The sequence below is a fragment of the Thermobispora bispora DSM 43833 genome (assembly GCF_000092645.1).
Lineage (GTDB): Bacteria > Actinomycetota > Actinomycetes > Streptosporangiales > Streptosporangiaceae > Thermobispora > Thermobispora bispora.
This window is the reverse complement of the sequence record NC_014165.1, coordinates 1,582,582-1,606,139: the sequence shown is the minus strand read 5'-3', so window position 1 is coordinate 1,606,139 and position 23,558 is coordinate 1,582,582. Positions and strand designations below refer to the sequence as shown.

Sequence of the window (23,558 nt, the reverse complement as noted above, 5' to 3'; positions counted from 1 at the left end):
CGCACCTACCGCCGCCGCGCACCGGTCACGCGACGCGGACTGGAATTTCGCTCTGTTTGCCGTACGCTGCGTGCGTGGCATACGTCTTCGACACCGACACACGCGTGACCGGCCTGGCCGACGGCAGATACGCCGTGGAGATCACGGATCGCTGGAACGCGCTGGGCAACGTGCCGAACGGCGGATACCTCCTGGCGATCTGCCTCCGGGCGCTCGCGGAGGAGATGCCGTACCCCGATCCCCTCACCGTCTCCGCGAACTACCTGCGCCCGGGCGTCGTGGGCCCGGCCGAGGTGCACACGCGGATCGCCCGGGTGGGCCGGCGGATCGCCACGGGCGAGGCGACCCTGGTCTGCCAGGGCAAGGAGACCGTCCGGGTGGTGGCGTCCTTCGCCGACCTCGACCAGGCCACCGGACGCACCACGCTGCTCGGGGAACCGCCGAAGCTGCCGGCCCCGGAGAAGCTCCCCGAGCTCATGGACGGCAGGACGCTGCCCGGGCTGACCGTGGTCGACCGGGTGGACTACCGGTTCACCGAGCCGCTCGGCTGGATGCTCGGGCGGCCGAGCGGCGAGCCGTCCTGGGAGTTCTGGATGCGGTTCAAGGACGGCCGGCCCGCCGACCCGCTGTCGCTCTCCTTCTTCGTGGACGCCATGGCCCCCACCGTGCTCGACCTGGGCGAGCTCGGCTCCACCACCGTCCAGCTCACCGTGTACCTGCGCGGGCGCCCGGCCCCCGGATGGCTCGCGTGCCGGGTCGGCACCAGGTACCTGACCGGCGGCTTCCACGAGGAGGACATGGAGATCTGGGACTCCACCGGGACGCTGGTCGCCCAGTCCCGGCAGCTCGCCCTGGTGCTCGGCTGACGGCGGCCCCGGCCAGGCCGGGCCCGCGTACCCCGGTTCGCGCGCACCCGAGCCCGGCGCGCACACCGGGACGCACGCCGGGCCCGGCCGCGCTCAGGCGTTCTCGTCCGAAATGATCTTTAACGAGCGGGCCAGGTCGTCGGGGTACTCGGCGGTGAACGACATCCACTCCCCCGTCACCGGGTGCTCGAAGGCGAGCGTGATGGCGTGCAGCCACTGCCGGTTCACACCCAGCTTCGCCGCGAGCGTGGGGTCGGCGCCGTACATGAAGTCGCCGACGCACGGGTGCCCGAGCGCGGACAGGTGCACCCGGATCTGGTGCGTGCGGCCCGTCTCGATCTTGACGTCGAGCAGGGAGGCCGCCCGGAACGCCTCGATCGTGTCGTAGTGGGTGATGGCCTCCTTGCCGCCGGCGACCACCGCGAACCGGCCGTCCCCGGAGGGGTGGCGGTCGATCGGGGCGTCGATGGTGCCGCGCAGCGGGTCCATGTGCCCCTGCACCATCGCGTGGTAGCGCTTCTCGACCTTGCGCTCCTTGAACGCGCGCTTGAGCCGGGCGTACGCCAGCTCGCTCTTGGCGACGACCATCGCGCCCGTGGTGTTCGCGTCGAGCCGGTGGACGATCCCCTGCCGCTCGGCCGCGCCGCTGGTGGACACCCGGTGGCCGGCGCCCAGGAGCCCGCCGAGCACGGTCGGGCCGGTCCAGCCCACGGTGGGGTGCGCGGCCACGCCCGCCGGCTTGTTGATCACGATGATGTCCTCGTCCTCGTAGAGGATCGACATGCCGGGGATCGGCTCCAGCCGGGGCGCGGGCGGGGCCGGGGGCGGGGGGATCGTCACGTCGAGCCACTGCCCCGCGCGCAGCCGATCGGACTTGGACGGCACCGCGCCGTCCACGAGGACGTCCCCGGCGGCGATCAGGTCGGCGGCGCGGGTACGGGAGAACCCGAACAACCGGGACAACGCGGCGTCGAGCCGCTCCCCCTCCAGACCCTCAGGTACCGGAAGGCTCCGCTGCTCACCCATGCACATCCTCCCCCGTATCCCGAGTGCCGTCGATCTGATAACCGCGCCAGGAAAGGATGACCGCGAGAATCCCGCCGCAGACGATCGCCGAGTCGGCGAGGTTGAACACCGGGAACCTGGTGACCGGGAACACCTGGATGAAGTCGACCACGTGCCCCTGCAGCGGCGCGGGCGCCCGGAAGATCCGGTCGGTCAGGTTGCCGAGGGCGCCACCGAGCAGCAGGCCGAGCGTGACCGCCCAGGGCGCGCTCCGGAGCCGCCGCGCGGTGCGGATGATCGCGATCACCACGACCGCCGCGATCACGGTGAACACGATCGTCATGCCGGTCCCGATGCTGAACGCGGCCCCGGGGTTGCGGATCACGTTCAGCAGCAGCACGCCGGGGATGACCGTGACGGGTTCCTTGTGCTCGAGTAAGCCGACGACGAGGAACTTGCTCCCCAGATCGAGGGCGTACACCACCGCGGCGAGGACGGCCAGCAGACCCACCCTCCTCCGCCGGGGCGGCGCGGGCTCGGGGGCGGGGTCATTCAGCGGCGCTCCTCCCGCTGCTTGCATGTCACGCACAGCGTCGCCCTCGGGAACGCCAGAAGACGCTCCTTGCCGATCGGCTTGTGGCACGATTCGCACTCTCCGTAAGTCCCTGCGTCGACCCGGGCGATCGCCCGCTCGTTCTGCGCGATCAGATCCCGCGCATTCAGGGTAAGGGCGATCTCTCGCTCACGCTCAAACGCCTTGGCCCCGGCGTCGGCGGTGTCGTCCCCGGCGCCCTGGCTGACCTCCCCGGACGCGAGCTGCTCCTCCATCCGGGCGACCTCGGCCTTGAGCTCCTCGATCTCACGCACCAGCCGCTTGCGTACCTCGTCCAATTCGGCCGCCGTCCAGGTGTTGTCACCGGCGGCGGTCCCGGTCCGTGGCGCGTGCATGGCCATTGCGGGCCTCCCTCGTAGGAGCTGGTCATGGGCGCAGAGCGTGTCCGGGCATCGTACGCCACGGACGCCCCGGGCGGGCGCCTCATCGCGGCGGGTTCAGCCCTCGCGCAGCCGGGCGGCGCGCCGCGCGAGCTCCTCCTCGTCCCCGGCGATCTCGACGACCTTGTCGCGCGCCGTCGCACCCGAGACGAGACGCACGTCGCCCCGGCGGACGCCGAAGGCCGACGCGACGGCCTTCAGGGCCGCCTCGGTCGCCCGCCCGTCGACCGCTGGGGCGCACACCCTCACAACGATGGCGCCATCGCCGTATGTTCCTCCCACGTATTCCCTGGATGCGCCCGGTCGTACCCTGATGCTCACTCGCATGCCGGGAAGCCCTTCTGGCCAGTCTGCGTTATCTTCATAGTTTGCAAGGCGTTGATGGGGACGAGTACCTCCGCATCCACTCGCTTCAGCGACCCGGGGACGGTGTGAGCCCGGGGCGGGTCGCGGTGGGAAGATCACCCCGGAGCCGCCGGAAGAAAGGCCTCCCCGGCTGAGTAGAACCGGCAGCAAGCGAAATGAGTGGGCGCCCGGCCGCCCGGGCGTCAAGAAGGGTGGTACCGCGGAGCCGTCCCGGCTTCGTCCCTTCGCGCCATGTCCGTTCCACGCGTGGAGGTTCCCGCCCGACGATGTCCAACCACTACTTCCCCGCTCTCCCCGCGCAGGTCGACCTGCCCGCCATGGAACGCGAGGTGCTCAGGCGGTGGCGGGACGGGAAGGTGTTCGAGCGCTCGCTGGAGCAGAACGCGGACGGCCCCCCTTGGATCTTCTATGAGGGCCCGCCCACGGCGAACGGCATGCCCGGGGTCCACCACGTCGAGGCGCGCGTCTTCAAGGACGTCTTCCCCCGCTACAAGTCCATGCGGGGCTACTACGTGCCGCGCAAGGCCGGCTGGGACTGCCACGGCCTCCCGGTCGAGGTCGCGGTGGAGAAGGAGCTCGGCCTCTCCGGCAAGCCCGAGATCGAGTCGTACGGCATCGCGGAGTTCAACAAGCGCTGCCGCGAGTCGGTCCTGCGGTACGTCGACGCGTTCGAGCAGATGACCGAGCGGATGGGCTACTGGGTGGACATGTCCCAGGCCTACCGCACGATGGACCCCTCCTATATCGAGGCCGTCTGGTGGTCGCTCAAGGTGATCTGGGAGAAGGGCCTGCTCTTCCGCGACTTCCGGATCACCCCGTACTGCCCGCGCTGCGGCACCCCGCTCTCCGACCACGAGCTGGGCCAGCCGGGCGGGTACGAGACGATCAGCAGCCCTTCGGTGTACGTGCGCATGCCGGCGACCTCCGGCCGGCTCGCCGAGCTCGGGGCCTCGCTGCTGATCTGGACCACCACCCCGTGGACCCTGGTGTCCAACACGGCGGTCGCGGTGCACCCCGAGGTCACCTACGTCGCCGCCCGCCACGGTGACGAGGTGCTCGTCGTGGCCGAGCCGCTGCTCCGGCAGGTGCTGGGCGAGGACGCCGAGGTGGTGGAGCGGTTCTCCGGGGCCGACCTGGAGCGCACGACCTACTCGCGGCCGTTCGACTTCGTCGACATCGCGGACGCCCACTACGTGACGCTCGGCACCTACGTGACCGTCGAGGACGGCACCGGCCTGGTCCACCTGGCCCCCGCGTTCGGCGCCGACGACATGGCCGTCTGCAAGCGGTACGGCCTGCCGGTGGTGAACCCGGTCGGCCCGGACGGCCGGTTCCTGCCCGACGTCCCGGTCGTCGGCGGCATGTTCTTCAAGGACGCCAACGGGCCGCTCACCGAGCTGCTGCGCGAGCGCGGCCTGCTGTTCAAGGGCGGGCACTTCGAGCACAGCTACCCGCACTGCTGGCGCTGCCACACCCCGCTGCTGTACTACGCCCTGCCGTCGTGGTACATCCGGACCACCGCGATCAAGGACCGGCTGCTCGCGGAGAACGAGCGGACCAACTGGTTCCCCGCCACGATCAAGCACGGCCGGTACGGGGAGTGGCTGCGCAACAACGTCGACTGGGCGCTGTCGCGGTCCCGCTACTGGGGCACCCCGCTGCCGCTGTGGATCTGCCCCGAGGAGCACGTCACCTGCGTCGGCTCGCTGAAGGAGCTCGGGGAGTACGCCGGGCGCGACCTGACCGGTCTCGACCCGCACCGCCCGTACGTGGACGAGGTGGTGTTCCCCTGCCCCACCTGCGGCGCCGAGGCCAAGCGGGTCCCCGACGTGATCGACGTCTGGTACGACTCGGGCGCCATGCCGTTCGCGCAGTGGGGCGCGCCGCACATCAACAAGGACGTCTTCGAGAAGTCGTTCCCGGGCCAGTTCATCTGCGAGGCCATCGACCAGACGCGGGGCTGGTTCTACTCGATGATGGCGGTCAGCACGCTCGTGTTCGACCGCTCGTCGTACGAGAACGTGCTCTGCCTCGGCCTGATCCTCGCCGAGGACGGCCGGAAGATGAGCAAGCACTTCGGCAACGTGCTGGAGCCGATCCCGCTCATGGAGCAGCACGGCGCCGACGCGCTGCGCTGGTTCATGGCCACCTCCGGTTCGCCCTGGTCGCCCCGCCGGATCGGCCACGGCGCGCTGGAGGAGATCGTCCGGAGGGTGCTGCTCACCTACTGGAACACGGCCTCGTTCTTCGTCCTCTACGCCAACGCCGAGTCCTGGTCGCCGGCGAAGCTCGCCGAGGCCCCGGCGTACGACCGGCGGCCGCTCATCGACCGGTGGATCCTCGCCGAGCTGCACCGGACCGTCTCCGAGGTCACCGCGTCGATGGAGGACTTCGACACGGCGCGGGCCGGGCGGCGGCTCACCGAGTTCCTCGACGACCTGTCCAACTGGTACGTGCGGCGCTCCCGCCGCCGGTTCTGGTCGGGTGAGGAAGCCGCCTTCGCCACGCTGTACGAGTGCCTGGAGACGGTCACCCGGCTGATGGCCCCGCTGGTGCCGTTCATCACCGACTACATCTGGGGCGTGCTGCGCACCCCGGACGACCCGACGTCGGTGCACCTGGCGCGGTGGCCGGAGGTGAAGAGCGAGCTGCTCGACCCCGAGCTGTCCGAGCAGATGGCTCTGGTCCGCCGGCTGGTCGAGCTGGGCCGGTCCGCCCGCGCCTCGTCGGGCGTGAAGACCCGCCAGCCGCTCGCCCGGGCGCTGATCGGCGCCCCCGGCTGGGCCGGGCTCCCCGGGGAGCTGCGCGAGCTGATCGCCGAGGAGCTGAACGTCCAGCGGCTGGAGGACCTCTCCTCGTTCTCGTCCGACCTGGTGACGTTCATCGTCAAGCCGAACTTCCGCTCGCTCGGCAAGCGCTTCGGGCCGCGCACCAAGCAGGTGGCCGCGGCGATCACCGCCGCCGATCCCACCGTGCTCGCCCAGACCCTGCGCGCCGGGGAGACCGCCACGGTCGAGGTGGCGGAGGTCGGCACGGTCGAGCTCGGCGCGGACGACGTGATCGTGACCGAGCAACCGCGCGAGGGCTGGGCGGTGGAGACCGGCGCGGTCGACACCGGCACCGGTGAGACGGTGGCGCTCGACCTCACCATCACCGACGAGCTGCGCCGGGCCGGCCTGGTCCGCGAGGTGATCCGCCTGATCCAGGAGGCGCGCAAGGCGACCGGCCTGTCCATCACCGACCGGATCGAGCTGTGGTGGTCGGCCGACGGTGAGCTGGCGGAGACCCTGCGGGCGAACGGGAGCGGCATCGCTGAGGAGGTGCTCGCGGTGAGCTTCACCGAGGGCGCGCCCGCCGAGGAGCTGCCCCGGCACGAGGACGCCGACCTCGGCCTCACCTTCCAGCTCAAGAAGGCCTGACCATACGAGGACCCTGGCCCCTCCGGACGGCCACCGCCCCGGAGGGGCTTTCTCTTGGTCACGCTCGGCGTCCTGGGCCGGCGTGCTCGCGGAGCGGCAGGCCACGCGTCCGGGGCGGCCGGCGCGAGGCCGGCCCGGGCGCCGATCCGTGGCTCGGCGCGCCTTCGCCCCTCGGGGCGGCGCCGAGAGAGGCACTGAGTCCGCGCCGACGGGATCACGCCGCAGCTGACGATCGAACCACCACGGGCACCGGCTCAGGGCACGGCAGTGTTCCCTTGGACCAGCGGAGATCGGCACTGGAGACGCCAGTGCGCCGCACGGTCACCGGTGGGCCCAACGGCTCGTACCGTCACCGGTGAAGGGGAATCCGGGCGCCCGTCCGCGGCATGGCGCGCTTCTGCGCCCGGGGGATCAGGAGTCGAGCCTGGAATCCCTGCGGCAGGACCACACCGCCGCAGGGTTCGACGATCACGCGGGCATCGGCGGTGGTACGGGGCGTGCCGCCCGGGCCATGGGGAATCGCCGACGGGAACCCGGACGGCGCTCTGCCGCCGTCACGGGCGAAGGCCGACCCGGGCGCCGATCCGCGCGCGGCCGGAAGGCCGCGCGGTGCGGAAGGACGTTCAGGCGTTCTGGCAGACCGAGCAGTGCGTCAGCCCGGCCTGCTCGGCCTCTTCGACGGTCATGGTCTGCACGCCGTCCGCGCCCATCCCCTTGATGAGCGGGCAGTCGGTGCTGTGGTAGCGCCGGGTGCCGATCATCACCGTCACCCTCGTGCCGGGGGCGAGGCGGTCACGCCCGGCGGCCGGCTCGTCCTCGGCCTGGCCGGATGGCCGCGATTCCTCGCTCGCGTCCTCGGACCGGTGCGGTGCCTCCGGGGCATCCGAGGCGGGATCGACGCTGCCCGTGGGCTCGGATCCCGGGCTCCCGGCCGGCTCCGTCCCATCCGCCGGCCGGCCCGGTTCGTGGGCCGGCTCTGCCGGCTTCGGGGAGGACGGGCTCGCCGCCTCGGCCGAAGGGCCGGCGTCATCGGAGGTCGGCCGGTCGTCCTGCCGTGGGCCTGTGCCGCCGCCCGCGCGCGGTGGCGCACCCTGGCCGTCGCGGTCCTGGGCTGGCCGGGCGGGCGGGCGGGCGATCGCCGGGATCACGGCCGTGTCGTCCGCCTCGTCGTAGGTTCCGGGATCGCCGGTGCCGGGCTGGCCGGCCACCGGCTCGGCGGCCTGCTCGGCGCTCTGTCCACCGTCCGGCCGCGTCACGGGCCGGGACGTTCCCGGGGTTTCCCCCGCCGCGGCGGCCGCCGCCTCATTCGTGGGGCGGTCCGGCTGAGCCGTGGCGTCCGGGGCGTCACCGGGCTCCTCGGGCCCGCCACCGGCCTGCTCCGGGTCCGGTGCGGCCGGGGTTGCGGCGTCCGTGGCCTCCGCGTCGGCTGGAGCGCCCGATGCCTGCTTCTCGGCCGATGGTCTGGCCGCCGTGGTCGCGTTGGGCCGGAACCAGCTGAACGCGCCCGGCTCGGCTGCGGCGGCCTCCCGTGGTGCGGCCGAGGGTTCCGCCTGTGCGCTGCCGGCGGTCGTGCCGCCGGTCACCGGAGCATCGCCTGCGGCCGTGACGCGGGTCTCCGCCGTGGCCTGATCGCCGCCGTCATCCGGCGCGGACCGGTCCTCGCGGGCCGTGCCGGTCTCCGCCTCGGGGGAGACCTTCTCGGGCGAGGCCGCTTCGTCCGCCTTCTCTCGCGGGCCGTGGCCGGTCTGCCCGGGCCGGGAGGAGCCACCCGGCTCGGCCGCCCGGTCCGGCGGCCCCGTCTCGTCGGCCGGCCGTTCCCGGCCGGTCGGCGGCGTCACGGCGGTCGCCCCGCGGCCGTCCGCTTCCCGCGCCTCCGCCGCGTGGGCGGAGATCTCGGCCAAGCAGGCGGTGCAGGGGGTGAACCCCTCTTCCCTGGCCTCCTCGTGGGTGAGCTCCTCCACCTGGCGCCCCACGACCTGGCGGCAGCTCGGCAGATGGAAGCGTCTGCGCCCCGGAATCACCACCACGATCGCATCAGGGGCGAGACCCCGGCCATCATGAGCCGCCGGTCGGAGAGTCGGCGCCGCCGCCTGGAGGCGCCCAGGCGGAGCGGAGGGCGGCTGCGTTCCCGGCTGTGCCACCGCCACCGGGCTGGCCATCGGCGGCGCTCCACCGAGCGCCACGCCGACCGGCAGGACTCCCTGCGGCGCGAACGACGCGACCGACGTCCCCTGTGGGGAGGCGGGAGCCTGTCCGGCGGTGCGCCCACCGGCGGGGAACAGCTCATGCCGGCGCAGCAGCACCCCGATCAGCAGGCAGACCGCGGCGAGGGCGCTGATCACGATCGACCACATCACCAGGAAGGGAGTGGCCAGCACCACACCCGCGATCAGCAGGATGATCGCGGCCAGTACCAGCGCCGCACTGACGAGGATCACGATCGGCTCTCCACGTCACCGCACGCGGCCAGGGGGAAATGCGTTCCGCTCACCGTCGCTCGGGGTGCGGGCCCTCCGGCCCGGGGAAGCCACCGGTGTGCTGGGTGGGTTCCTGCACGTAGACGTTCGGGGACACCTGCATCGGCTGGCCGCCCGGCGGCACGGTGTGCGCCATGGCGTGCGCGCCCGTGTCGGGGGCCGGGAAGCCGCCGGTGTTCTCCGAGGCCACGTTGAGCTCGGCGAGCTGGTTCTCCAGGTACAGCTTGAGGCGGCTGCGGTACTCGCGCTCGAAGCTGCGGAGCTTCTCGACCTTGCGCTCCAGCTCGTCGCGGGCCTGCACCAGCGAGCCCATGGCCTGGCGGTGCCGCTCCTGGGCGTCGCGCTCCAGGGTCTCGGCCCGGGCCCGGGCGTCGCTGATGATCTGCTCGGCCTGGCGGCGGGCCTTGCTGAGGATGTCATCGGCCTCGCGCCGGGCGCGGGTCACCGTCTCGTCGGCCTCCCGCCGGGCGTCGGCGATGGCCTGGTCCGCGGTCTGCTGGGCGAGCGCGAGCACCCGGGCCGCGGTGTCCATGTTGTCCTCGCCGGGCGGCATGCCCACCCCGGCGGGCGCCGGCTCGGGACGGGCCGGCTCCGGGGCCCTCGGCTCCGCCTGAGGAGGCATCATCTCCGGCTTCGGCTCCGCGACCGGGGCCGCGGCCATCTGCTGCATCTGCTGGCCGGGCACGTTGACGCCTCCCGGTACCTTGCCCCGCAGGCACTCGGCCAGCTTCGCACGGAGCTCCTCGTTCTCCTGGATCAGGCGGTCGAGCTCGGCCTCGACCTCGTCGAGGAACGCGTCGACCTCCTCCTCGTCGTACCCCGGCCTGAGGCGGGTGGTACTGAACTGCTTGTTCCGCACATCAGCGGGCGTCAATGGCATCTGGGTCTCCTTGGCGCGCTTGGAGTCTGTCCGGCGGGACGGTACCCGATCAGCGAAGCGCGGACATAATTTGGATCAAGACCAAGACCACAATGAACAACACTGTGAAGCTCAGGTCCAACGCCACCGTACCCAACCGGAGTGGCGGGATGAAACGGCGGAGGTACTTGAGCGGGGGATCGGTCACCGTGTATATGGCCTCCGCCAGCACCAGGACGACCCCGGTGGGGCGCCAGGAGCGGGCGAACGCCAGGACCATGTCGAAGATCATCCTGCCGATGAGCAGCAGCAGATAGATGGTCAGGGCGAAGATCAAGAGCTCTCTAACGATCGCCACTGTCCAGCCCCGCTTCCATCCGGTTCCGCTGCCTCCGGTCCTCTCGGGTACCGTTCAACCGGTCATTGCTCATGGTGGAACTCTAACCCTCGTTCAAGAAGCCGCGTTCAGCGATTCGGGCCTTGTCCTCGGCGGTCACCTCGACGTTGGCAGGGGACAACAGGAACACCTTGTTCGTAACACGTTCGATGGTGCCGTGCAGGCCGAAGATGAGACCTGCCGCAAAATCGACGAGGCGCTTCGCATCGCTGTCAGCCATCTCGGTCAGATTCATGATGACCGGCGTGCCCGCCCGGAAGTGCTCGCCGATCATCCGCGCCTCGCTGTAGCTGCGGGGATGGACGGTGGTGATCCGCGCCAGATCCGCGGTCCGGCGCTCGGGAGCGGGGCTCTGCGCATGGGCGGCGGGCTCGGCCGCGGCGGCGTCCTCGCCGGCGGCCTCCGCCGCGTGCGCCTCAGAGGCCCTCGAGCCGCGCCGCGGCTGCTCGTACTCCTCGGCGTCGCCGTCGCCGTACTCCTCGTCGGCGAACTCGCCCGAGTACCTGTCCTCGTAGCGGTCGTCCTCCACCAGACCGAGGTAGACCGCCATCTTGCGCATCGCGCCGGCCATCGCTCGTCGTCCTCCCGCGTCGTGCGTGCCGTCAAGGTCCGTCGGGGCAGGCCAGGCGGCAGCCGTCACCTTGGAGCTCCCGCTGACGGCCTCTATCGGAGATGTTCAAGGTCCACTTGGGGGACATTACCTGACGAAGGTCTTCCTGCGGCCGAGCAACGCCGTACCGATCCGCACGTGTGTCGCACCACACGCGATCGCCTCGGCCAGATCGCCGCTCATGCCAGCGGAGATGATCCCGGCGTCCGGGTGCTCGGCCTGGACGGCGCGCGCGATCTCCCGTAGCCGTGCGAACGCCTCGGCCGGGTCCCCGCCGAGCGGTGCGACGGCCATGACCCCGCGCAGGCGGAGCCCTTCGGCCGCCGCGATCTGCCCGGCGAGGTCGAGCACCTCCTCCGGCCGGGCCCCGCCCCGCCCACTCGTCCCCTCGGGCGTGGGCGGATCCAGCGAGACCTGCACGAGGCAGCCGACCTCACGGCCGGCCCGCACCGCCTCCCGGCTGAGCACCGTCACCAGGCGGGAACGATCCACCGAGTGGATCAGATCGGCGTACCGGACCACCGACCGGGCCTTGTTGGTCTGTAACTGGCCGATGAAGTGCCAGGTCAGGTCGAGATCGGCGCATTCGGCGACCTTGGCCGACGCCTCCTGATCGCGGTTCTCCCCGATGTCCGTCACGCCGAGCCCGGCGAGGAGCCGGATGTCGGAGGCCGGGTAGGTCTTGGTCACCGCGATCAGCGTGATCTCGGAGCGCCGCCGCCCGGCGGCCCGGCAGGCCTCCTCGATCCGCTGCTCGACCCGGGCCAGGGCCGAGGCGAGCTCCTCCCGGCGCTCGGCCTCCGCGACGGTTCCGGTGCCGTACGGATGGGAGCTCACTTGAGGAAGTCCGGCACGTCGAGCTCCTCCTCCTGCTCCTCGAACACCACCGGGCGCCGGGGCCCGGGCTGGCCGATCCGCGAGGTGATCGGGGTCGGCGGCTCGGGCGTGGGCCGCGGGATCGACACCGGCCCGGTGGCCGTGCCCGCCTCGGTCCTGCCGTCCTCCGGCTCCCGGGGGAACGGCGCCGCGACCGGCTTCTCCTGCTGGGCCGCGGCAGGCTGCGCCTTGTCGGCCGGCTCCGGATCCGCCTCCTGCGCCGCCGGGGCGGAGAGCGGCGGATCCGCCGGTGCCGCCTGCGCCGGGACCGACACGGCGGCGCCCGATGCGGGCTCCGGCGCGGCCGCCGGGGCCGTCCCGGTGGTCTGGCGCGACGAGAGCCGCCCGGCCGGGTCGGGCTCCGAGCGCTCCGCGGGCTCGGCGGAGGACTGCTCGGACCGCTGCTCCGACCGCGTCGGCGAGGTGAGCGTCACGCTCGGCCGCGATGGCACGGCGGGCCGGGAGGGCTGCTGGGACCGGGGCATCGGCGTGACGTTCGACGACTTCTTGTGCACGGGCTCGTCGAAGCCGGCGGCGATCACCGTCACCCGCACCTCGTCGCCGAGCGCGTCGTCGATCACGGTGCCGAAGATGATGTTCGCGTCCGGCGCCGCGGCGTTGGCGACGAGCTGCGCCGCCTCGTTGACCTCGAAGAGGCCGAGGTCGGAGCCGCCCGCGATGGAGAGCAGCACCCCGTGGGCGCCGTCGATGCTCGCCTCGAGCAGCGGGCTCGACACCGCCATCTCGGCCGCGGCGACGGAGCGGTCGTCCCCCCTGGCCTGGCCGATGCCCATGAGGGCCGACCCGGCCCCGGACATGACCGACTTGACGTCGGCGAAGTCAAGGTTGATCAGACCCGGGGTGGTGATCAGGTCGGTGATGCCCTGCACACCCGACAGCAACACCTGGTCGGCCGCCTTGAACGCATCGAGCACGCTGACCTGGCGGTCCGATATCGACAGCAGCCGATCGTTGGGAATGACGATCAGCGTGTCCACCTCTTCGCGAAGCGCCTCGATGCCCGCCTCGGCCTGCATGGCCCGGCGCTTGCCCTCGAAGCTGAACGGCCGGGTGACCACCCCGATCGTCAGCGCGCCGAGGGACCGGGCGATGTTGGCCACGACGGGTGCGCCGCCGGTGCCGGTGCCGCCGCCCTCACCGGCGGTGACGAAGACCATGTCGGCGCCCTTGAGGACCTCTTCGATCTCCTCACGGTGGTCCTCGGCCGCCTTACGGCCCACTTCCGGGTTGGCGCCTGCGCCCAAGCCCCTGGTGAGCTCACGGCCGACGTCGAGCTTGACGTCGGCGTCACTCATCAGCAGCGCCTGGGCGTCCGTATTGATGGCGATGAACTCGACGCCCTTGAGTCCCTCTTCGATCATCCGGTTGACGGCGTTGACACCGCCGCCGCCGATGCCGACGACCTTGATGACCGCGAGGTAGTTCTGCGGTGCTGCCACGACGAGGGGCCCTTCCGCTCTTGCGTTTCCTAGCGGGCAATGCCCGCGCTGACTACGTAAACTCTCACCCTCAAGTTGAGATTTAGAGTTATGTCAACCTGAGGATTGATACGGACAGTAGGGTCGCCCATCCCCACGGGTCAACTAACCGCGCCGCAATGCCGCCCGGCGTGTCGCGCACTGTCCTTTTCGCGCGATGCCGGGCCTCGCGGAATGTGAGACGTGTCATTTCACCGTCACCACCCGCGGTGAGCTGACATCGTAAAAGGTTCCGGGCTTGCTGAGTGTGGAGGCGAGGTTTCTGCTCTTCTGAGCCGCGTGCCTCGCATCCCCCCACAGCACTGTACGGCCATCGGCGAGCCGCAATGTGATCGACTTCGCCGACGGCGCGCGCACCTCGGCCACCCGCGCGGCCAGGCCGGGCGGGAGCGCGTGGAGCACGCTGAGCGCGGCGCGGACCGCGGGATCACCGGGGTCCGGTCCGCCCCGCAGCACCGGAAGCCGCGGCGCGTTGGCCACCCGGCCGAGCACCACGCCGAACCGGTCGACCACCAGCACGCGGTCGCCCGCGGGGATCACGGCGATCGGGGTCCGCTCGACCACGGAGATCCGGAGCGTGCCGGGCCATCCGCGCGCCACGCGGGCCGACTCCACCTCGAGCACGCCGCGCACCCGGCGCTCGACCTCGCCGAGGTCGACCGCGGCGAGCGGGGTTCCGGTGGGCACCCCGGCGGCGGCGCGGACCCGCTCCGCGAGCGCCGCCGAACCCCCGGTCACCTCGATCTCGCGCACCCCGAGCAGGGGCGAGAAGAACACGACCCAGGCGGCCGCACCGGCCACCGCGCCGGTGAGCAGGATCACCAGCGCCGCTCGCCGCAGGGCGGGGATCACCGGGCCGCCAGCTCCTCCACGATCCGCGGGCCGAGCTCGGTCACGTCACCGGCGCCCATGGTGAGCACGATGTCCCCGGGACGCGCCCGGCCGGCGACGAGGGCGGGCACGCTCTCCCGGTCCGGGGCGTAGACCACCCGGTCGGCCGGGAGCGGCACCCGCTCCGCGATGAGCGCGCCGGTGACCCCGGGCTCGGGGTCCTCCCGCGCGCCGTACACGTCGAGCACGATCACCTCGTCCGCGAGCCCCAGGGCCGCGCCGAAGGCGTCGGCGAAGAACCTGGTCCGCGAGTACAGGTGCGGCTGGAACACCGCGATCACGCGGCCCCGGCCGGCGTTCACCTCCCGGGCGGCGCGCAGGTCCGCGGTGAGCTCGGTCGGGTGGTGGGCGTAGCTGTCGAACACCGCCACGCCGCCCGCCTCGCCCTTGGCCTCGAAGCGGCGCTTGGCCCCGCCGAAGGCGGCCAGGCCCGCCGCGACCTCGCCGAGCGGCAGCCCGAGCCGGTCGGCCACGGCGATCACCGCGGTCGCGTTGAGCGCGTTGTGCCGGCCCGGTACGGCGAGGCGCACCCGGAGCGGCCACCCGGGGCCGGGCGAGCCCGCCGCCACCGCGAACTCCACCCCGAGGCCCTCGGGCACGACGTCGACGGTCCGGTAGTCGGCGCCGGCGGACTCGCCGTACGTGACGACGGTGAGACCGCGCTCGCGCGCCGGGGCGGCGAGGGCGGCCGAGCCGGGGTCGTCGGCGCAGAGCACGAGCAGCGACCCGACCCGCTCCACGAACCGGGCGAAGCTCTCGTGCACCGCCCGCACGTCGCCGTAGTTGTCGAGGTGGTCCGCCTCGACGTTCGTGACGATCGCGATGGCGGGCCGGAGCATGAGGAACGACCCGTCGCTCTCGTCGGCCTCCGCCACGAACAGGTCCCCGGCGCCGTCGTCGGCGCCGAGGCCCGTGGTGGCGAGCAGGCCGCCCACGCAGTACGACGGGTCGGCGCCGCACTTCTGCAGCGCCACGGTGAGCATCGAGGTGGTGGTGGTCTTCCCGTGGGTCCCGGCCACCGCGATGCCGGTCCGTCCCTCCATCACGGCGGCGAGCGCCGCGGCCCGGGGGATCACGCGCAGGTTCCGGCGGCGCGCCTCCTGCAGCTCGGGGTTGGAGTCCCGGATCGCCGTGGAGACGACGACCGTGTCCACGTCCCCGACGTTCCCGGCGGCGTGGCCGATGTGCACGGTGGCGCCCAGCTCGCGGAGCTCGGCGAGCACCGCGGAGTCGCGCACGTCGCTCCCCGAGACCCGCACGCCGCGCTTGAGCAGGATGCGGGCGATGCCCGACATCCCCGCTCCCCCGATGCCGATGAAGTGGACCCGGCCCAGCTCGGCGGCCGGGACGGGGTCCACGGGCTTGACCAGGCTCATTTGGACGCGATCTCCAGAACCTTCCTGGCGAGTGCCACGTCCGCGTCCTTCCGGCCCATGCGCGAGGCGGCCTCCGACATGGCGACCACCCGCTCCGGGTCGTTGAGGATCGGCAGCAGCGTCTCGATGATCCAGTCCGCCGACAGCTCGGCGTCCTCCACCATGATCCCGCCGCCGGCCTGGACGATCGGCTGGGCGTTGAGCCGCTGCTCGCCGTTGCCGTGCGGGAGCGGGACGTACGCCGCGGGCAGCCCCACGGCGGTCAGCTCGGCGCAGGTGAGCGCGCCGCTGCGGCAGAGCACGAAGTCGGCGGCGGCGTAGGCGAGGTCCATCCGGTCGATGTACGGCAGGATGACGTACTGCGGGTCGCCCGGCGGGGGCTCCTTCTCGACGGTGTTCTTCGGCCCGATCACGTGCAGCACCTGGATGCCGGCCTCACGGAGCCGGGGCGCCGCGTCGAGGGCCGCCTTGTTGATCGAGCGGGCGCCCTGCGAGCCGCCGAACACGAGCAGCGTGACCCGATCGGACTCCAGCCCGAAGTAGGACCGGGCCTTGTCGCCGAGGGCCATGCGGTCCATGTTGACGATGTCCCGGCGGAGCGGGATGCCGATGTACTGCGCGTTCGGCAGCGGCGTGTCGGGGTGCCCGGTGAAGACGTGCTCGGTGAGCCGGGCGCCGAGCCGGTTGGCGAGCCCGGGCCGCGGATTCGCCTCGTGGACGACGATCGGTATGCCCCGGCGCCGCGCCGCCAGGTAGCCGGGGGTGGCGACGTAGCCGCCGAAGCCGACGAGCACGTCGGCCTTGACCCGGTCGAGGATGCCGCCGGCGACGCCGATCGCGCCGGCGAGCCGGCCGGGGACGGTGAGGAGCTGCGGTGTGAGCGAGCGTGGCAGCGGTACGGCCGGCACGAGCTCGAGCTCGTAGCCGCGGGCGGGCACCAGCCGGGTCTCCAGGCCCCGTTCGGTGCCGAGGCAGGTGATCCCGATCGCCGAGTCGATCTCGCGTAGCGCATCGGCAAGCGCCAGTGCCGGTTCGATATGGCCGGCCGTCCCGCCGCCGGCGAGGACCACCCTCATGTCACTCCCTGTTCTGAGTCGTCCGAATCGCCGCCCGACGCTGCCGCGGCTGCGCCGGCGTAGCCGTGCCGTCACGCTTCGGGCGGCCACCCAAGCCAAGCCAGCTTAGAGCCCGGGCGGCGAATCCAGGGCCTCGCGCCGCCAGCGCCTCGGCGGCGCCGGGTTCCCGCTTGGCGAACGACAACAACATGCCAAGCGCGGCGAGCATGGGCAACAACGCCGAGCCCCCGTACGAGACCAGGGGCAGCGGGATGCCGGTGATGGGCAGGACGCCGATCACCGCGCCGATGTTCACGATCGCCTGCCCGGTGATCCACGCGACCGTGGCGGCCGAGGCGAGCCGGATGAACGGGTCGTCGATCCGGGAGGCGATGCGCAGCCCGGCGTAGCCGAGCAGGCCGTACAGCGCGACCACGATGAGCGTGCCCATCAGGCCGAGCTCCTCCCCCAGGATGGCGAAGATGAAGTCGCTCTCCGCGTGGGGGACCCAGTTCCACTTCTGACGGCTGCCCCCCAGGCCGATGCCGAACCAGCCCCCCGACCCGATCGCGATCAGGCCCTGGACGGCCTGGTAACCGCCGTCCTGGGCGTGGCTCCAGACGTCGAGGAAGCTCTTCAGCCGCTCCAAGCGGTACGGCTCGGCGATGATCATAGCGGCACTGGAGAGCAGGATGAGCCCGAGGATGCCGAGGAACAGCCGGACCGGCGTGCCGACCACCCACAGCAGGGACAGGAAGATCAGCATCAGCACGATCGTGGTGCCGAGGTCCCGCCCGAACATGACCATCACGGCGAGGAGCGCCGTACCGGGCATCAGCGGGAGCAGCAGGTGGCGCCACTCGATGTACCGGCCGCGCGCCTTGCGGGCGAGCACGTCGGCGCCCCAGAGCACCAGGCCGAGCTTGGCCGGCTCGGACGGCTGGATGGAGAACGGGCCGACGGTGATCCACCGCTGGGCGCCGAGCAGCTCCTCGCCGACGAAGATCACCATGACGAGGCCGAGCAGCGACAGCGCCATGACCGGGTACCCGGCGAGGCGGAAGAACCGCGGCGGCAGCCGGGAGCAGATCCACATCAGCGGGATGCCGATCGCCGCCGACATCGACTGCTTGGCGAACCAGTAGAAGGGGTTGCCGGTGCGCTGCAGGGCCTCGATGCTCGACGCGCTGAGCACCATCATCAGGCCGAGCGCGAGCAGGAGCGCGCTGCTGCCGAGCACCAGGTAGTACGAGGTCAGCGGGCGGGCGAGCAGCTCCCGGAAGGAGCCGGTCAGGGTGCGGATCAGGCCCGGCTCGCTCCCGGCCGCGGGGGCGGTCACCGCTTCGCCAGCCGGCGCACGGCCTCGGCGAAGGCGTCGCCGCGCGCGGCGTAGCCGGCGAACATGTCGTAGGAGGCCGCCGCCGGGGCGAGGAGCACGGTGTCGCCGGGGGCGGCGAGTTTCGCGGCCTCGGTCACCACGCGATCCATGACTCCAGTGTCCTGGCCGGGCACCTCCACCACGGGGATGTGCGGGGCGTGTCGCTCCAGCGCCTCCCGGATCCGCGCCCGGTCGGCGCCGAGGAGGACCACGCCGCGGAGCCGCCCGGCCGCCTGCCGTACCAGGTCGTCGACGTCGGCGCCCTTGAGCTGGCCGCCGGCGATCCACACCACGGACCGGAACGCCGACAGGGAGGCGGCCGCGGCGTGCGGGTTGGTGGCCTTGGAGTCGTCCACGTAGTCGACGTCGCCGATCCGGGCCACGTGGGCGATGCGGTGCGGGTCCGGGACGAACTCGGCCAGGCCGCGCCGTACCGCGCCGGTGGGCACGCCGTGGGCCCGGGCGAGCGCAGCGGCGGCGAGCGCGTTCGCGACGTTGTGCGGGGCGAGCGGGCGCACGTCGGCGAGCGTGGCGAGCTCCTCGGCGGTGTGCCGCGGGTCGGGCACGAACGCCCGGTCGACGAGGAGGTCCTCCACCACGCCGAGCTGGCCGGGCCGCGGCGCGCCCAGGGTGAAGCCCACCACCCGGCGCCCGGCGGCGCGGTACGGCTCGGCGAGCCGGGCGCACCGCTCGTCGTCCGCGTTGTAGATCACGGTCGGCGCGTTGCGGAAGATCTTCGCCTTCGCCGCCGCGTACTCCTCCAGCGAGCCGTGCCAGTCGATGTGGTCCGGCGCCACGTTGAGCACCGCGGCCGCCAGCGGGGCGATGCCCGACGACCAGTGGAGCTGGAAGCTGGACAGCTCGACGGCGAGCACGTCGTACGGCTCGCGCACCGCCTCGACGATGGGGACGCCCACGTTCCCCACGGCGAGGGCCTTGAGGCCGGCCGCGGTGAGCATCGAGGTGAGCATGCGGACGGCCGTGGTCTTGCCGTTGGTGCCGGTGAGCGCGAGCCAGGGGGCCGCGCCGTCGCCGCGCAGCCGCCAGGCGAGCTCCACCTCGCCGATCACCTCGATCCCGGCGGCGGCCGCCGCGGCGAGCAGCGGGTGGTCCGGCCGCCATCCGGGGGAGGTGACGACGAGGGACGCGCCCTCGGGGAGCTCGGGCTCGCCGAACCGCACCTCCACGCCGAGCGGGGCGAGCTCGGCCGCGGCCGCCCGCTGCCGCTCCCCGTCGTTCCCCTCGAGCACGATGACGCGCTCTCCCCGCCTCGCCAGCGCCCGGGCGGCGGCGAGGCCGGAGACCCCCAGTCCGGCGACGACGACGCTCACTACTTCGGCATCCATTCCACGTAGAAGAGGACCAGCCCGGCGGCCACGCAGAGCGCGGCGATAAGCCAGAAGCGCACCACGATGGTGGTCTCCGCCCAGCCGGAGAGCTCGAAGTGGTGCTGGAGCGGGGCCATCCGGAACACCCGCCTGCCGGTCAGCTTGAAGAAGCCGACCTGGATGATCACCGACATGGTGATGATCGCGAAGAGGCCGCCGAGGATCACGAGCAGGAGCTGGGTCCGGGTGGTGAACGCGAGACCGGCGATCACGCCGCCGAGCGCGAGCGACCCGGTGTCCCCCATGAAGATCTTGGCCGGGGGCGCGTTCCACCACAGGAAGCCCAGGCAGGCGCCGAGCACGGCCGCCGCGACCACGGCCAGGTCGAGCGGGTCGCGCACCCAGTAGCAGTTGGGGCCGAACCCGACGCTGGTGCAGCTGTTGCGGAGCTGCCAGTTGCCGATCAGCACGTACGCGGCGAGGACCAGGCAGGTGGCGCCCGTGGCGAGGCCGTCGAGCCCGTCGGTGAGGTTCACCGCGTTCGAGAACCCGACGATGAAGAAGAGCACCCAGAGGGTGAAGCCGATGATGCCGATCGACGGCCCGAAGTCGCGGAGGAAGGAGAGCCGGGTCTCGGCCGGGGTGAGCGCGTAGGCGTTGGGGAACCGGATCACCAGCGCGGCGAAGACCGCGCCGACGATGAGCTGGCCGAGGGCCTTGGCGCCGCTGCGCAGCCCCAGGCTCCGCTGCTTGTAGATCTTGATGAAGTCGTCGATGAAGCCGACGACCGCCAGGCCGGTCATCAGGAACAGCACCAGCAGCCCGGACGCTGTCGGCGGGTCGGAGTCGAAGGACACCATGCTGACCAGGTGGGCGGTGAAGTACCCGCAGAGCGACGCGATGACGATCACCGTGCCGCCCATGGTCGGGGTGCCCTTCTTGTCGTAGTGGCCGGACGGCCCCTCCTCCCGGATGTTCTGGCCGTAGCCGCGCCTGGCGAAGATCCGGATGGCGAGGGGCGTGCCCACCATGGAGAGCAGCAGCGAGACCGCCGCCGCGATGAGGATGAGCCTCACCGGGCGTCACCCCCGAGAACGGCGGCGGCGACCCGTTCCAGCCCGGCCGCGCGCGGCCCCTTCACCAGCACCACGTCGCCCGGGGCTAGCCGGGAGGCGAGCTCCCGGGCGGCCGCGTCGGTGTCCGGGACGTGGATGGCGCCGGGCGCGCCGGCGAGGATCGGCCCGGCGTCGTCACCGACCACGATCAGGGCCTCCAATCCCGACCCGGCGGCGATCCGGCCGAACTCCTCGTTCAGCTCCGCACCGGCCTCGCCGAGCTCCCGCATGGCCGCGACCACGGCGAACCGCCGCCGGCCGTCCCCCATGGCCCGCAGGGCGGCGAAGGCGGCCCGCACCGAGTCGGGGCTCGCGTTGTAGGCGTCATTGATCACGGTGACCCCGTCGGCCCGGTCGGTCACCTCCATGCGCCAGCGGCTGCGCGGCTCGGCCCGGGAGAGCTCCTCGGCGATCGCCACGACCGGCAGCCCCAGCTCGTACGCGACCGCGGCCGCGGCGAGCGCGTCGGGCACCATGTGCGCGCCGTGCAGGCGGAGCCGTACCGGGGCCGATCCGGACGGCGTGCACAGGGTGAACGAGGCGCGGCCCCGCTCGTCGAGCGTCTCGTTCTCGGCCCGGATCCGCGCCTCGGCCGAGCGCCCGAACCAGGTCACCCTGGCGCGGGTCCGGCCGGCCATCTCCCGGACGTACGGGTCGTCCGCGTTGAGCACGGCCACCCCGTCCTCGGGCAGCGCCTCGACCAGCTCGCCCTTGGCCTTGGCGATCGCCTCCCGGCCGCCGAAGACGCCGATGTGGGCCGCGCCCACGTTGAGCACGACGCCGATCCGGGGCGGGGCGATCCGGGTGAGGTAGGCGATGTGCCCGACGTTCCGCGCGCTCAGCTCCAGGACGAGGAACCGGGTGCGCTCATCGGCCTTCAGCACGGTGAGCGGGTGGCCGATCTCGTTGTTGTGGGAGCCGACCGGCGCGACCGTCGGGCCGATCCGCTCGGTCAGCCCGGCGAGCAGGTCCTTGGTCGTCGTCTTCCCCTGGGATCCGGTCACGCCGACCACGGTCACCGACGGCAGCTCGGCCACCACGGCGGCCGCCAGGTCGGCGAGGGCGGCGACCACGTCCCTCACGATCACGGCGGGTGCGTCCACGGGCCGGGAGGCGAGCACGGCCACCGCCCCGGCCGCGCAGGCCTCCTGGGCGAAGTCGTGGCCGTCGGCCCGCGACCCCTTGATGGCCGCGAACAGCGAGCCCGGCTCCACGGCCCGCGAGTCGATCACAACCGGACCTCGGACCACGGCCTCGGGGTCGGCCAGGCCGTTCAGGGCGCCCGAGGTTATCTCGGCCACCCGCGCCAGCGGCAACGGGATCATGCGTCTGTCCTGCTCTCTTTCACGCCACTCCACCGGCGGCGCGCGGGGCGTCGCGCGCCCGCCCACGTCGTCTCGGTGGCCGTCTCACCCACCGCCGGCCCTCTCGCCGACCAGCCCGGCCGCGTGCGCCCTGGCTCGTCGCGCGATGGCCTGCGCGGCCACCTCACGGTCGTCGAAGGGGATGACCCGGCCTCCGACATACTGACCTTGCTCGTGCCCCTTACCCGCCACAAGTACCACATCTCCGGACCTGGCAGTGGAAATCGCCAGGTCGATGGCGGCGGCCCGGTCCGGCTCCACGATCACGTGGGCCCGTTCCGCCGCCGGGACCCGGAGCGCCCCGGAGAGCATGGCGGCGAGGATCGCGAGCGGGTCCTCGCTCCGGGGGTTGTCATTCGTGAAGATCGCCGCATCGGCGAGCCGCGCGGCCGCCTCTCCCATGAGCGGCCGCTTCCCCCGGTCGCGGTCGCCGCCGCACCCCACCACGATCACGAGACGGCGGCCGGAGCCCATCACCGCGCGGAGCGAGCGGAGCACCGACTCGACCGCGGCGGGCTTGTGCGCGTAGTCCACGAACACCTGGATGTCCCCCGGGCCCGGGACCCGCTCCATGCGGCCGGGGACGCAGGTCGTCATGCCGATGCCGGCCACCGCCGCCGGGACGGGCACGCCCGCCTCCACCAGCGCGACCAGCGCGGCGAGCGCGTTGGCCACGTTGAAGGCGCCCGGGAGGGCGACGCTCACGTCGGTCTCCACGCCGCCCGGGCCGACGACCCGGAAGACGCTCCCGTCGGCGCCGAGGCGGACGTCCGCCACCCGCCAGTCGGCGTCGGCGTCGCCGGACGGGGAGAAGGTGGTGATCGGGATCTTCGCCCGCTCGGCGAGCTCGCGGCCGTACCGATCGTCGATGTTCACCACGCCCAGCCGGGAGTGGTCCGGGGTGAACAACCGCGCCTTGGCGGCGAAGTAGTCGTCGAGGTCGCGATGGAAGTCAAGATGATCTTGGGAGAGGTTGGTGAAGATGGCGACATCGTAAATGATCTCGGCCACCCGCCCCAAAGCGAGGGCGTGGCTGGACACCTCCATCGCGGCCGCGGTGACCCCCTGTTCCCGCATGAGCGCGAACAGGGCCTGCAGCTCGCTCGCCTCCGGGGTGGTCAGCCGCGCGGGGAACCGCAGGTCCCCCACCCGGATCTCCACCCCGCCGATCAGGCCGGTGCGGTGGCCGGCCGCCCGCAGGCCCGCCTCGGTCAGGAAGGTCGTGGTGCTCTTGCCGCTGGTCCCGGTCACGCCGATGATCGTCAGGTCGGCGGTCGGGTTGCCGTACACCCAGGCGGCCACCCGCCCGAGCACGGCCCGGGGATCGGGCACGACGAGCACGGGCAGCCCGGTCGCGACAGCGCGCTCCCGCCCGGCCGCGTCCGTCAGGATCGCGACGGCGCCCGCGGCGCTCGCCTCCGCGGCGAAGTCGGCGCCGTGCGCCGTGCTGCCCGGCAGGGCCACGTACAGGTCGCCGCGCTGCACGCGGCGCGAGTCGATCGATATCCCGGTGATCACTCCCCGGGTGCCCCGGGGATGAGGCGGGTGGACTGCGGAGGGCACGCCGAGGAGCGCGGCCAGCCCGGAGATCGGGCGGGCCTCGACGGCTGCCGGACGCATCGATGTCGGGGGATGCACGGCGTGAGCGTACCCTTTCTTTTGGTCACCCGTTGGTCACCCGGGC

The 23,558-nt window shown here is 72.6% G+C and carries 20 protein-coding genes; 2 read left to right on the top strand and 18 right to left on the bottom strand.

From position 1 onward, the window contains the following. The first annotated feature begins 74 nt into the window (after nucleotides 1–74). A complete protein-coding gene (locus TBIS_RS07115; protein ID WP_013131672.1) occupies nucleotides 75–866 on the top strand; it encodes a thioesterase family protein in 792 nt (263 codons plus the stop codon). Between the two features lie 93 nt (nucleotides 867–959). Here the strand turns inward: TBIS_RS07115 and TBIS_RS07110 are convergent, their stop codons facing one another. From TBIS_RS07110 to TBIS_RS07095, 4 genes are all read right to left on the bottom strand, one after another. Then, nucleotides 960–1,892: an RluA family pseudouridine synthase gene (locus TBIS_RS07110; RefSeq protein ID WP_013131671.1), complete on the bottom strand. Its 933-nt coding sequence runs from the start codon at nucleotides 1,890–1,892 to the stop codon at nucleotides 960–962. Beyond that, entirely contained in the window at nucleotides 1,885–2,382 is a 498-nt protein-coding gene (lspA, locus tag TBIS_RS07105) for a signal peptidase II (RefSeq protein ID WP_013131670.1), read from the bottom strand. Before lspA ends, TBIS_RS07110 begins: the two co-directional genes overlap by 8 nt. 41 nt (nucleotides 2,383–2,423) lie before the next feature. After that, nucleotides 2,424–2,825, bottom strand: coding sequence for a TraR/DksA family transcriptional regulator (locus tag TBIS_RS07100; RefSeq protein WP_013131669.1), 402 nt, complete (start codon nucleotides 2,823–2,825; stop codon nucleotides 2,424–2,426). Between the two features lie 96 nt (nucleotides 2,826–2,921). Beyond that, nucleotides 2,922–3,191 (bottom strand): DUF167 domain-containing protein, encoded by a 270-nt coding sequence (locus TBIS_RS07095; RefSeq protein ID WP_013131668.1) that lies wholly within the window; start codon nucleotides 3,189–3,191, stop codon nucleotides 2,922–2,924. A 305-nt stretch (nucleotides 3,192–3,496) separates the two neighbouring features. Here TBIS_RS07095 and ileS point away from each other — a divergent pair, with 305 nt between their 5' ends. Next, nucleotides 3,497–6,649: an isoleucine--tRNA ligase gene (gene ileS / locus TBIS_RS07090; protein WP_013131667.1), complete on the top strand. Its 3,153-nt coding sequence runs from the start codon at nucleotides 3,497–3,499 to the stop codon at nucleotides 6,647–6,649. 623 nt (nucleotides 6,650–7,272) lie between these two features. Here the strand turns inward: ileS and TBIS_RS07085 are convergent. The 14 genes from TBIS_RS07085 to TBIS_RS07020 all read right to left on the bottom strand — a co-directional run bounded on the left by TBIS_RS07085 (nucleotide 7,273) and on the right by TBIS_RS07020 (nucleotide 23,494). Continuing rightward, nucleotides 7,273–9,087: a hypothetical protein gene (locus TBIS_RS07085; RefSeq protein ID WP_013131666.1), complete on the bottom strand. Its 1,815-nt coding sequence runs from the start codon at nucleotides 9,085–9,087 to the stop codon at nucleotides 7,273–7,275. A gap of 49 nt (nucleotides 9,088–9,136) precedes the next feature. Further along, nucleotides 9,137–10,006 carry a DivIVA domain-containing protein gene (locus TBIS_RS07080; RefSeq protein WP_013131665.1) on the bottom strand — a complete coding sequence of 290 codons (870 nt, stop codon included), beginning with the start codon at nucleotides 10,004–10,006 and terminating at the stop codon, nucleotides 9,137–9,139. Nucleotides 10,007–10,055: 49 nt separating this feature from the next. Then, nucleotides 10,056–10,343, bottom strand: coding sequence for a YggT family protein (locus TBIS_RS07075; RefSeq protein ID WP_013131664.1), 288 nt, complete (start codon nucleotides 10,341–10,343; stop codon nucleotides 10,056–10,058). An 82-nt stretch (nucleotides 10,344–10,425) separates the two neighbouring features. Beyond that, nucleotides 10,426–10,953 carry a cell division protein SepF gene (locus TBIS_RS07070; protein WP_013131663.1) on the bottom strand — a complete coding sequence of 176 codons (528 nt, stop codon included), beginning with the start codon at nucleotides 10,951–10,953 and terminating at the stop codon, nucleotides 10,426–10,428. Nucleotides 10,954–11,079: 126 nt separating this feature from the next. Continuing rightward, a complete protein-coding gene (locus TBIS_RS07065) occupies nucleotides 11,080–11,829 on the bottom strand; it encodes a YggS family pyridoxal phosphate-dependent enzyme (RefSeq protein ID WP_013131662.1) in 750 nt (249 codons plus the stop codon). After that, entirely contained in the window at nucleotides 11,826–13,328 is a 1,503-nt protein-coding gene (ftsZ, locus tag TBIS_RS07060) for a cell division protein FtsZ (RefSeq protein WP_013131661.1), read from the bottom strand. Before ftsZ ends, TBIS_RS07065 begins: the two co-directional genes overlap by 4 nt. 225 nt (nucleotides 13,329–13,553) lie before the next feature. Beyond that, nucleotides 13,554–14,219 carry a cell division protein FtsQ/DivIB gene (locus TBIS_RS07055; protein ID WP_013131660.1) on the bottom strand — a complete coding sequence of 222 codons (666 nt, stop codon included), beginning with the start codon at nucleotides 14,217–14,219 and terminating at the stop codon, nucleotides 13,554–13,556. Next, nucleotides 14,216–15,634: a UDP-N-acetylmuramate--L-alanine ligase gene (murC, locus tag TBIS_RS07050; RefSeq protein WP_013131659.1), complete on the bottom strand. Its 1,419-nt coding sequence runs from the start codon at nucleotides 15,632–15,634 to the stop codon at nucleotides 14,216–14,218. The genes TBIS_RS07055 and murC overlap by 4 nt, the downstream gene beginning before the upstream one ends. Continuing rightward, nucleotides 15,631–16,710, bottom strand: a complete 1,080-nt coding sequence (murG, locus tag TBIS_RS07045) for an undecaprenyldiphospho-muramoylpentapeptide beta-N-acetylglucosaminyltransferase (RefSeq protein ID WP_013131658.1) — start codon at nucleotides 16,708–16,710, stop codon at nucleotides 15,631–15,633. Before murG ends, murC begins: the two co-directional genes overlap by 4 nt. A 1-nt stretch (nucleotide 16,711) precedes the next feature. Then, complete coding sequence (gene ftsW / locus TBIS_RS07040) at nucleotides 16,712–18,028, bottom strand: putative lipid II flippase FtsW (protein WP_013131657.1); 1,317 nt, start codon at nucleotides 18,026–18,028, stop codon at nucleotides 16,712–16,714. Then, nucleotides 18,025–19,413: a UDP-N-acetylmuramoyl-L-alanine--D-glutamate ligase gene (murD, locus tag TBIS_RS07035; protein ID WP_013131656.1), complete on the bottom strand. Its 1,389-nt coding sequence runs from the start codon at nucleotides 19,411–19,413 to the stop codon at nucleotides 18,025–18,027. Before murD ends, ftsW begins: the two co-directional genes overlap by 4 nt. Further along, nucleotides 19,398–20,426, bottom strand: coding sequence for a phospho-N-acetylmuramoyl-pentapeptide-transferase (mraY, locus tag TBIS_RS07030; RefSeq protein WP_050760641.1), 1,029 nt, complete (start codon nucleotides 20,424–20,426; stop codon nucleotides 19,398–19,400). The genes murD and mraY overlap by 16 nt, the downstream gene beginning before the upstream one ends. A 41-nt stretch (nucleotides 20,427–20,467) precedes the next feature. Then, the gene (locus TBIS_RS07025) at nucleotides 20,468–21,835 is read right to left on the bottom strand and encodes a UDP-N-acetylmuramoyl-tripeptide--D-alanyl-D-alanine ligase (RefSeq protein WP_013131654.1); all 1,368 of its coding nucleotides are present in this window, start codon (nucleotides 21,833–21,835) and stop codon (nucleotides 20,468–20,470) included. Nucleotides 21,836–21,919: 84 nt separating this feature from the next. Beyond that, a complete protein-coding gene (locus TBIS_RS07020; RefSeq protein ID WP_013131653.1) occupies nucleotides 21,920–23,494 on the bottom strand; it encodes a UDP-N-acetylmuramoyl-L-alanyl-D-glutamate--2,6-diaminopimelate ligase in 1,575 nt (524 codons plus the stop codon). Nucleotides 23,495–23,558 lie beyond the last annotated feature (64 nt).

Coding starts and splice junctions, on each gene's coding strand:
- murD (WP_013131656.1), bottom strand. CDS start 19,413: ATGGATGCCGAAGTAGTGAGCGTCGTCGTCGCCGGACTGGGGGTCTCC.
- ileS (WP_013131667.1), top strand. CDS start 3,497: ATGTCCAACCACTACTTCCCCGCTCTCCCCGCGCAGGTCGACCTGCCC.
- TBIS_RS07025 (WP_013131654.1), bottom strand. CDS start 21,835: ATGATCCCGTTGCCGCTGGCGCGGGTGGCCGAGATAACCTCGGGCGCC.
- mraY (WP_050760641.1), bottom strand. CDS start 20,426: ATGGTGGGCACGCCCCTCGCCATCCGGATCTTCGCCAGGCGCGGCTAC.
- TBIS_RS07080 (WP_013131665.1), bottom strand. CDS start 10,006: ATGCCATTGACGCCCGCTGATGTGCGGAACAAGCAGTTCAGTACCACC.
- TBIS_RS07070 (WP_013131663.1), bottom strand. CDS start 10,953: ATGGCCGGCGCGATGCGCAAGATGGCGGTCTACCTCGGTCTGGTGGAG.
- murG (WP_013131658.1), bottom strand. CDS start 16,710: ATGAGGGTGGTCCTCGCCGGCGGCGGGACGGCCGGCCATATCGAACCG.
- TBIS_RS07100 (WP_013131669.1), bottom strand. CDS start 2,825: ATGGCCATGCACGCGCCACGGACCGGGACCGCCGCCGGTGACAACACC.
- TBIS_RS07020 (WP_013131653.1), bottom strand. CDS start 23,494: ATGCGTCCGGCAGCCGTCGAGGCCCGCCCGATCTCCGGGCTGGCCGCG.
- TBIS_RS07095 (WP_013131668.1), bottom strand. CDS start 3,191: ATGCGAGTGAGCATCAGGGTACGACCGGGCGCATCCAGGGAATACGTG.
- murC (WP_013131659.1), bottom strand. CDS start 15,634: ATGAGCCTGGTCAAGCCCGTGGACCCCGTCCCGGCCGCCGAGCTGGGC.
- TBIS_RS07110 (WP_013131671.1), bottom strand. CDS start 1,892: ATGGGTGAGCAGCGGAGCCTTCCGGTACCTGAGGGTCTGGAGGGGGAG.